This window comes from Modestobacter marinus (genome assembly GCF_011758655.1).
Classification (GTDB): domain Bacteria; phylum Actinomycetota; class Actinomycetes; order Mycobacteriales; family Geodermatophilaceae; genus Modestobacter; species Modestobacter marinus.
This window is the reverse complement of sequence record NZ_JAAMPA010000003.1, coordinates 497,452-506,170: the sequence shown is the minus strand read 5'-3', so window position 1 is coordinate 506,170 and position 8,719 is coordinate 497,452. Positions and strand designations below refer to the sequence as shown.

Below are 8,719 nucleotides of genomic sequence, written 5' to 3'. Positions count from 1 at the left end.
TCCCCCTCACCGGCGACCTCGAAGACGATCCGGTCGAACCCGGGGTGGGCACCCAGCCGGACGTCGGTGACCTACCAACCGGGGCGCCCGCGCCGGCGACCCACGGAGTCGGCGGTGTCCCCGGCCCCGATCGGCTCGACCCCCCTGCGCCGGCTCGTGGAGCACGGCCACGACCAGCCGGGTCGGCTCCTCGAGCACCGCCACGCCGAAGGGCACGCGCTGCTGCAGCCCGATCGTCCAGGCCAGCTGCCCCTCGAAGTCGCCGGTCCGGACGACCTCCGTGACGACACCGTCCCCGGACGGGGCGACCCGGTCGGGCCCGGTGTAGGTCTCCCGGGGCTCGTCGCCGGACAGGTCCACGCCGCTGGCCGGTGCGGCCCGGACCTCCAGGAACGCGGCACCCGGCACCGGGACCTCGGCGCCGGAGCCGTCCTCGGTGATCGGCGGCTCGACGTAGGACACCCGGTAGCTGGGGACCCGGTCGCCCGCGAACTCCAGGACCACCCGGTCGAACCCGTCGTGCCGGGCCGTCCGGACGTCGGTCAGGTGGGCCGTCGGCCCGGTCACGGCCGGGAAGTCCCCCGCCTGCACCGGGCCGGTGCTGGGTGTCCCCACGGGGGTGAGGGCGGTCTGGGGTGCCGGCGAGGCAGCGAGTGGCACCGGGGCGGGTGGTCCGGCCGGCGGGGCGGCGGTGGCACCCGCCGACCAGGCCGGTGGCCCCCAGCAACAGCGAGGACGAGAGTGCGAGGAAGGTGTTCACGAGGCAGACCCCGTTCCGGTCGCGCGTGTTCTCCTGGCCCTGTGACCCTTGCCACTGTCAGGGCCGTCAAACGTCCGTGGCCGAGTCGTCCGCCGCCGCAGTGAGCCGGCCGACCGGGGGTGCACGATCGGGTTGCCCGCTCGGCTCAACTGCCGCACCGCCGTGCCGATGTCCTCGGTGGACTGCGCCGACCGCTGCTGGGGCCGGGCAGCACAGCACGCCGGTCGCGTCCCCGCCGACCGGCGACGGCCGGCGATGGAGGACACGGATGAGGCGGCGCACCAGCACCCCGGTCGCGAGCACGATGGACACCGGGCAGATGCCCCGGGACGTCGAGGCGGTGGAGGCCGTGATCGCCCGGCTGGAGCAGGGCGTCACCGACGAGGCCCACGCGCACCGGCTCATCCTCGAGACGCTCGTCCAGGAGCTCGGCATCGGCTACGGCGGGGTGTGGCTGGCCGGCGACGGCGGCACCTTCCAGCTGACCCACGAGTCCGGTGCCCTGGCCCCCGCCATCGCCGCGCAGTTCGGGGCCCAGGCGCTGCAGATGACCGCCGCCGACGGCTACGGCGGCGAGGCGATCCGGAACAAGAGGACGCTGGTGACCGACGCCGGCAGCGACCCGCGGAAGTGCCTGCGCTGGGCCGCAGCGTCCAGCGCCGGCGCCACCGCCGGGTGCATCGTGCCGTTGGTGGAGAGCGGCCGGGTCGTCGCGCTCTACGAGTACTACAACGACGGCGAGCTGCCCTTCTTCGGTGCCCGCCAGGGCAAGTGGGACTCCCTGAGCCGCCTGCTCACCCACGCCCGCCGGTCCGCGCTGGGCAGGGCCGAGCTGCAGGAGACCCTCGACGACCGGGTCGCGGTCACCACGGTCGTCACCGAGCTGAGCGCGGCCCGCGACCAGCAGGCCGCCCTGCGGATCGCGCTGGACACCGTGCGGGAGGCCTTCGGCTGGGCGTACGGCTCCTACTGGGCACTCGACGAGAACGCGAAGGTGCTGCGCTTCCAGCAGGAGTCCGGTTCGGCCGGTGAGGAGTTCCGCAAGGTCACCCTGGCCGCGAGCTTCGCCGAGGGGGTCGGCCTGTCCGGGCGCACCTGGCGGTCCCGGGACCTCTTCTTCGTCCGCGACATCGGCGAGATGACCGACTGCGTCCGCGCCCCCGCGGCCCAGCGCGCCGGGGTCAGGTCCGGGGTGTGCTTCCCGCTGATGGTCGGCGGCCGGGTCATCGGCACGATGGACTTCTTCGTCACCAGGACGATCGAGCTGTCGGAGTCCCGCCGCTCGGCGCTGCGCAACGTCCAGCAGCTGGTCTCCCAGCGGCTGGACGTGCTGCGCCGCACGGAGGAGTCGGCCGAGAACGCCCGCGAGCTGCTGGACACGGTGTCCCGGCTCCGCGAGGCCGCCGGTGACGCCGGCCGGGTCGCCGAGAGCGCGGTCAGCCAGGCGTCCACGATGACCAGCGAGGTCGAGGCGCTGGACGAGGCCTCGGCAGCGGTCGGCGAGGTCATCCGGATCATCTCCGGCATCGCCGACCAGACCAACCTGCTCGCGCTGAACGCCACGATCGAGGCGGCCCGCGCCGGCGAGCTGGGCAAGGGCTTCGCGGTCGTGGCCAGCGAGGTCAAGGACCTCGCCCGGGAGACCGCCAACGCCACGCAGCGGGTGTCCGACCAGATCGCCGGGATCCAGGCGAGCAGCCGGGCGGTGGCCGACGGCATCCACACCACCGGGGAGATCATCGGCCAGCTGGACGCCGTCCAGGCCCGGATCGGTGAGGTGCTGGAGGAGCAGGCCCGGATGGCCTCCGCCTTCGACGAGCACGTCTGACCTCGCAGCGCCCCGGACCCCGCACCTCCCCGGAGGTGCGGGGTCCGTCAGCAGATGGCACACGACCCATCGGCTCTCGGAGGTTCCGGACGGCGTCCGGCTGGGCACGGTCCACCCCATGCGCCTACCCAAGCCCCGGGGCCCCGTCAGCGCCGCGCTGAGCGCGGACCTCCTCGCCGGGTCGACCCTGAGCACCCGCACGCTCGCCGCCGCCGAGGGGCTGGCGGCGTCGGCGACCGAGCCGCTGACCGACGACGACCTCCAGCTGACCCTCGCCATCTGCTACGAGCTGCACTACCGCGGCTTCGACGGGGTGGACGACGCCTGGGAGTGGGACCCGGAGCTGCTGCGGCTGCGTGCCCTGCTCGAGCAGCGGCACCTCGCGGCGCTGCGGGAGCTGGTCACCCCGGTCGAGGTCACCGACGAGCCGGTCGACCAGCAGCTCACCGCGGTGATCGCCGCCGACGACGGGCCGTCGCTGTCGAGGTACCTGGCCAAGCACGGCACCCGCGAGCAGTGGCGGGAGTACCTCACGCTGCGGTCGGTCTACCACCTCAAGGAGGGCGACCCGCACACCTGGGCCATCCCGCGGATCAGCGGTCGGGCCAAGGCGGCGATGGTGGAGATCCAGGCCGACGAGTACGGCGGCGGGTCGGCCGAGCGCATGCACAGCCAGCTGTTCGCCGGGATGATGGCCGACCTCGGCCTGGACACCGGCTACGGCGCGCTCTGGGACGACGCGCCCGCGGTGGCGTTCACCTCGGTCAACACCATGTCGCTGTTCGGGCTGCACCGCCGGTTCCGCGGGGCGTGCCTGGGCCACCTGACCGCAGTGGAGATGACCTCCTCGGAGCCCAGCCGCCGGTACTCCTCCGGGCTGCGGCGCCTCGGGTTCGGCGAGGGGACCAGCGTCTTCTACGACGAGCACGTGGAGGCCGACGCGGTGCACGAGCAGATCGCGTCGGTCGACATGTGCGGCTCGCTGGTCGCCGAGGACCCGTCGCTGGCCGCCGACGTCCTGTTCGGCGCCCAGTGCTCGCTGGCCCTGGACGGTCTGACCGCCGAGCACCTGCTCGGCGCGTGGGAGGCCGGCCGCTCGGGCCTCCGCCGGGACGAGCCGGTCGCCGCCTGAGGCAGGACCCCCTCGCCGCGGCGAGGGGGTCCTGCGCTCAGCGCAGTCCGAAGACCGACAGGGTGCCGTCGTCCTCGTTGCTGGTCACGAACAGGCCACGCGAGGGGATGGCGAGCAGCCCCTCGGGTGCGTCTCCGACGGGCAGCACCTGGCGCAGCTCCGGGGCCGCGTCCCGGTCGGTGTCGTAGACCAGGACGGCGTCACCGCGCTCGGCGCCGATGAAGGTGTAGTCGACGCCCCGGATGCGGGCCACCTCGGCGCCCTCGAACTCCGCGCCCTTGTCGTCGCTGCGCCCGTCGGGGTACGCGCCGGCAGCGGCGAGCGCCCGCTCGGCGGAGCCGCCGCTGCTGTAGAGCACGGCGCCGTCCTGGGCGAACACCGTCCAGCCGCGGCCGCCGCTGGGCTCCTCGGCCAGGTCACCCTCGTCGGCGGTGACCAGGTTGCCGCGCAGCGTCCACTGCACCGTGTCCGGCTCGCGGGGTGCGACCAGCGGGTCGTCGAAGGCGACGACGTCGTCGTCGGCGGTGTCGGCGTCGGCGCGGGTGACCGTGCCGGCGGAGAAGGAGCTCACCACCCGGCGGCGGGCCAGGTCGACCAGCGCGACGGCGTTGTTCTCCTGGAGGGTGACGGCGGCGATGTCCCGGCCGTCGACGTCGACGTACTCCGGCTCCGGGTCCGCGGCGAACAGCGCGCCGGGCAGGCCGGTCAGCTCGACCCGGCCGACGGTCCACGCGCCGACCGGGCCACGGAGGTCGACCACGGAGAGGAAGCCGGCCGGCAGCTGCGGCAGGCCCCCCTCCACGTCGCCGACCTCGATGTCCTCGTCGCGCTGGTTCTCGATGGCGATGGCCGCGAAGACGCCGCTGGGGCCGATGTCGATCGAGTCGGGCTGCCCGCTCAGGTCGATGGTGCGCACGACGGCGCGCCGCGGCAGGTCGACGACCGCCAGGTGACCCGAGGGGCGGGTCAGGTCGGTGGTGGTGTCGACCGCGACCAGGGCGTACCGCGCGCTGGGCGTGATGGTCACCGAGGTCGGCGAGCCGCCCACGTCGACCACGCCGCGCTGGCGGGGTGCGCTGGGGTCGCTCAGGTCGACCAGCCCGACCCGGCCGAGCTCGGAGTCGGTGTAGACGACCGTCCGCCCGTCCGGCGTGGCGGAGATGATCTCGGCCACCTCGCCGGTCACCGCGAAGGTGGCCAGCGGCGCGAAGGTGCGCGGCGGGGCGGCGGCGGCGGGGCCCGCGGCGGCGAGCAGGGCCAGGGCGCCCAGGGAGAGCACGGCGGTGACGGGACGGAGCGGACGACGGAGCACGGGCCACCTCGGGTGTTCGGGTCAGGGTCTCCGATGACCTTGGTGCGCCCGGACGGCCGGCAGGTGGCCCGCCGGCGAACGCACCGTGACCCCGGGGTGGCGTCCGCTCAGGCCGGGGGCCGGTGCCCGTCGTCGGACTCGCGGCCGGCCTCCTGGAACAGCCGGGCAGCCGGCCGGGGGCGGGACGGCGCACTGCCGGAGTGGAAGCCGGCGCGCTTGTGGGTGCCGTCGCAGAAGGGCTTGATCCCCGACTTCCCGCACCGGCACAGCGCGACCGTCCGGCGGCCCGGGTCGATCTCCTGGCCGTCGGTGTCGACCAGCCGGAAGTCGCCGCGGACGATCAGCGGGCCGTCCCGATAGGGCGTGATGGTCGCCGTCGGCTCGTCGGCCGGGGGCTCCTCGCGCACCCGGGCGTCGGTCACGTCGGCGGGGTCGTCGGACACGGGGACCGGGCTCTCATCGGTGGGCACCGGTCGATGGTGCCCGGGACCGGTCGTGCTCAACCGACCGCCCCGCCCGCCGGGCGTCCAGCCGCTCGGCCCGGCCGACGGGCGGCTCCCCGCCCGGGCCCTCGCGGCCGGAGTGCTCAGCCCTCGTCGGTCCGGCCGTAGAAGACGTGCTCCACGACCGTGCGCGCGTGCCGGGTGACCCGCCGGTACTCGTCCAGGAACTGCCCGGCGTCGGTCTCCGGCCCGTACCCGCAGGCCCGGGCCACCCCGCTCAGCTCCAGCCCCTGCCGGGGCAGCTGGTCACCCGGCCGGCCCCGGACCAGGAAGACGGCGTTGCGCGCCCGGCTGGCCAGCTCCCACGCCGCCCGCAGCGCGTCCCGCTGCTCGGGTTCCAGCAGGCCCGCCTCCGCCAGCGCGGCCAGGGCCGGCACCGTGCCGGTGACCCGCAGCCCCGGGTGCGCCGCGGCGTGCTGGAGCTGCAGCAGCTGCGCGGTCCACTCCACGTCGGCCAGCCCGCCCCGGCCCAGCTTGGTGTGCGTGGCCGGGTCGGCGCCCCGGGGCAGCCGCTCGCTGTCCACCCGGGCCTTGACCCGGCGGATCTCGGCCACCTGCTCGGCCGACAGCCCCTCGGCCGGGTACCGGAGCGGGTCGACGAGGGCGACGAACTCCCGGCCCAGCGCCTCGTCGCCGGCCACCGGCTCGGCACGCAGCAGGGCCTGCACCTCCCAGGTGGACACCCAGCGCTCGTAGTACTCGGCGAAGGCGCTCAGGCTCCGCGACATCGCGCCCTGCCGGCCCTCGGGGCGCAGGTTGGCGTCCACCTCGAAGGCCGGGTCGGGCGCGGGTTCGCTCAGCAGCCGGCGCAGCGCGTGCGCGATGGCGGTGGCGGCCGAGGTGGCCCGCCCCTCGTCCCCGCCCGGGCGGACGCGGTGCACGAACAGGACGTCGGCGTCCGAGCCGTAGCCCATCTCCGCGCCGCCCAGCCGGCCCATCCCGATGACCGCCACGTCGACCGGGACGTCGTCCACCGCCAGCCCGGTCTCGGCGGCCCAGCTGCGCACGGCGGCGTCCAGACCGGCGCGCAGCGTGGCCACCGCGACGTCGTAGAGGGCCTGGCCGACCCGGAACACGTCGAGCCGGCCGAGCAGGTCGGCGCAGGCGATCCGCAGCAGCTCCTGGCGGCGCAGCGACCGCAGCACCTGGACACCGGCGCTCGGGTTGTCGGCCCGGGCCACCGCCTGCCGCCACGCCGAGGTGAGCGCCTCGGCGCTGCGCGGCTCCAGCTGCGCGTCGTCGGCCAGGATCCGCATCGCCTCCGGCGTGCGGGTCAGCAGGCCGGCGACGTACTGGCTCGACCCGAGCAGCACGGCCAGCCGCTCGGCGGCCTGGCCCTCGTCCCGCAGCAGCCGCAGGAACCACTGGTCGTTGCCCAGCGCCTCGCTGACCTTGCGGTAGGCCAGCAGGCCGGCGTCGGGGTCGGCGCAGGACGCGAAGGTCTGCAGCAGCACCGGCAGCAGGTAGCGCTGCATCGACGCCGACCGGCTCAGCCCACCGGTGAGCGCGGTGAGGTGCCGCAGCGCGCCGTCGGGGTCGGCGAAGCCCAGCGCCCGCAGCCACTCCCCCGCCGCCTTCGGGCCCAGCTGCAGCTGCTCGCCGGGCACCCGGGCGACCGAGGACAGCAGCGGCCGGTAGAAGAGCTTCTCGTGCAGCCGGCGCACCACCCGGTTGTGCAGTGCCAGCTCCGCCTGCAGGACGGCGACCGAGTCACCGCGGTCGTCGGGCTTGTAGCCCAGCGAGCGGGCCAGCCAGCGCAGCTGGTCACCGGCCACCGGCAGCAGGTGGGTGCGCCGCAGCCGCAGCAGCTGCAGCCGGTGCTCCACGGTGCGCAGGAAGCGGTAGGAGGCGATGAGCGTGGCGGCGTCCTCGCGGCCGATGTACCCGCCGGCGCCCAGGACGGTCAGCGCCGGGATCGTGCCGCCGGCGCGCAGCGACACGTCGGCCCTGCCGTGCACCAGCTGCAGCAGCTGGACGCTGAACTCGACGTCCCGGAGGCCACCGCGGCCGAGCTTGAGCTGCCGCTCGGCCTGGGCGGCCGGGATGTTCTGCTCCACCCGGCGGCGCATCGCCTGGATCTCGGCGACGAACCCGGGCCGGTCACCGGCCTTCCAGACCAGCGGCCAGATCTCGTCCACGTACTCCCGGCCCAGCCCGGGGTCACCGGCGACCGGCCGCATCTTCAGCAGCGCCTGGAACTCCCACGTGCTGGCCCACTGGTCGTAGTACGCGCGGTGCCCGGCCACGGTGCGCACCAGCGCACCGGCCTTGCCCTCCGGGCGCAGCGCCGCGTCCACCTCCCAGGCGGCCTGCCCGCAGACCCGCATCAGCGCACCGGCGACCCGGGCGGCGCTGGCTGCGGCCGCGGCGTCGTCCTCCCCCTCGACGGGCTCGGCGACGAAGACCACGTCGACGTCGCTGACGTAGTTCAGCTCCCTGCCCCCGCACTTGCCCAGCGCGATGACGGCCAGCCGGCAGGGCGTGGCGTCGGCCGGCTGCTCGGCGAGGGCCAGGGCGAGGCCGGCGGTGAGCACGGCACCGGCGATGTCGGACAGCTCGGCGGCCACCTCGTCGGCGGGCAGCCCGTCGCCCAGGTCGCGGCCGGCCAGCGAGAGGACGGCGCGCAGGTAGGCGTGCCGGAGGTCGCGGACCCGGGCGGGGTCGGCGTCGGGTGCCGCGGTGCCCAGCCGCACGCCCCACGGCGGGTCGTGCGGGTCGGCCCCGACGGCGAACAGCAGCTGCTGCTCGAGCTCGTGCGGGGCGGGGCGGGCGGTGCGGTCCTCGGTGTCGAGCACCACCCAGTCGGTGGGGTGCGCGGCCAGGTGGTCGGCCAGGCCCGCCGAGGCCCCCAGCACGGCCAGCAGCCGGGACCGCACCGTCGCCGAGCCGCGCAGCCGGGCCAGCAGTGCGGCGGCGAGCTCGCCGCCGGGGTCGGCGGCGTCCAGGGCCTCGACCAACCGGGCCAGTGAGCGGACGGCGAGGTCCGGGTCGCCGGCGCGGGCCAGCGCGGAGACCACCGGGGCGGCCTCGGGGTCGGCCGGCTCGTTGCGCTCCAGGTCCCACAGGCCCAGCGCCGGGGAGGCCAGCAGCCGGGCCACCCGGGCGCCGTCGTCGAACCCGAAGCGCACCAGCCGGACGACGGCCCGGCGGGGCACCTCGTCGTCGAGCTGCGGAGCCGCCACCG

General features: G+C 75.7%; 6 protein-coding genes and 1 pseudogene. 2 read left to right on the top strand and 5 right to left on the bottom strand.

What is annotated here, in order from left to right; translation table 11 throughout:
- Nucleotides 1–56 (bottom strand): hypothetical protein (locus tag FB380_RS26265; protein ID WP_424991938.1); only part of this gene is annotated, 56 nt, incomplete at its 3' end.
- A gap of 112 nt (nucleotides 57–168) precedes the next feature.
- Nucleotides 169–567, bottom strand: a pseudogene (locus FB380_RS23380) (AMIN-like domain-containing (lipo)protein); the annotation flags it as partial.
- Between the two features lie 461 nt (nucleotides 568–1,028).
- Between FB380_RS23380 and FB380_RS23375 the strand changes: the two are divergent.
- The gene (locus tag FB380_RS23375; RefSeq protein WP_166757156.1) at nucleotides 1,029–2,588 is read left to right on the top strand and encodes a methyl-accepting chemotaxis protein; all 1,560 of its coding nucleotides are present in this window, start codon (nucleotides 1,029–1,031) and stop codon (nucleotides 2,586–2,588) included.
- A 118-nt stretch (nucleotides 2,589–2,706) separates the two neighbouring features.
- Nucleotides 2,707–3,720: an iron-containing redox enzyme family protein gene (locus tag FB380_RS23370; RefSeq protein WP_166757157.1), complete on the top strand. Its 1,014-nt coding sequence runs from the start codon at nucleotides 2,707–2,709 to the stop codon at nucleotides 3,718–3,720.
- A 37-nt stretch (nucleotides 3,721–3,757) separates the two neighbouring features.
- On the opposite strand, the gene FB380_RS23365 is transcribed toward FB380_RS23370, so the two are convergent.
- The 3 genes from FB380_RS23365 to FB380_RS23355 all read right to left on the bottom strand — a co-directional run bounded on the left by FB380_RS23365 (nucleotide 3,758) and on the right by FB380_RS23355 (nucleotide 8,717).
- Nucleotides 3,758–5,032 carry a hypothetical protein gene (locus tag FB380_RS23365; RefSeq protein ID WP_166757158.1) on the bottom strand — a complete coding sequence of 425 codons (1,275 nt, stop codon included), beginning with the start codon at nucleotides 5,030–5,032 and terminating at the stop codon, nucleotides 3,758–3,760.
- Between the two features lie 107 nt (nucleotides 5,033–5,139).
- Entirely contained in the window at nucleotides 5,140–5,502 is a 363-nt protein-coding gene (locus FB380_RS23360; RefSeq protein WP_229682202.1) for a CDGSH iron-sulfur domain-containing protein, read from the bottom strand.
- A 116-nt stretch (nucleotides 5,503–5,618) separates the two neighbouring features.
- The gene (locus FB380_RS23355) at nucleotides 5,619–8,717 is read right to left on the bottom strand and encodes a bifunctional [glutamine synthetase] adenylyltransferase/[glutamine synthetase]-adenylyl-L-tyrosine phosphorylase (protein WP_166757707.1); all 3,099 of its coding nucleotides are present in this window, start codon (nucleotides 8,715–8,717) and stop codon (nucleotides 5,619–5,621) included.
- Nucleotides 8,718–8,719 lie beyond the last annotated feature (2 nt).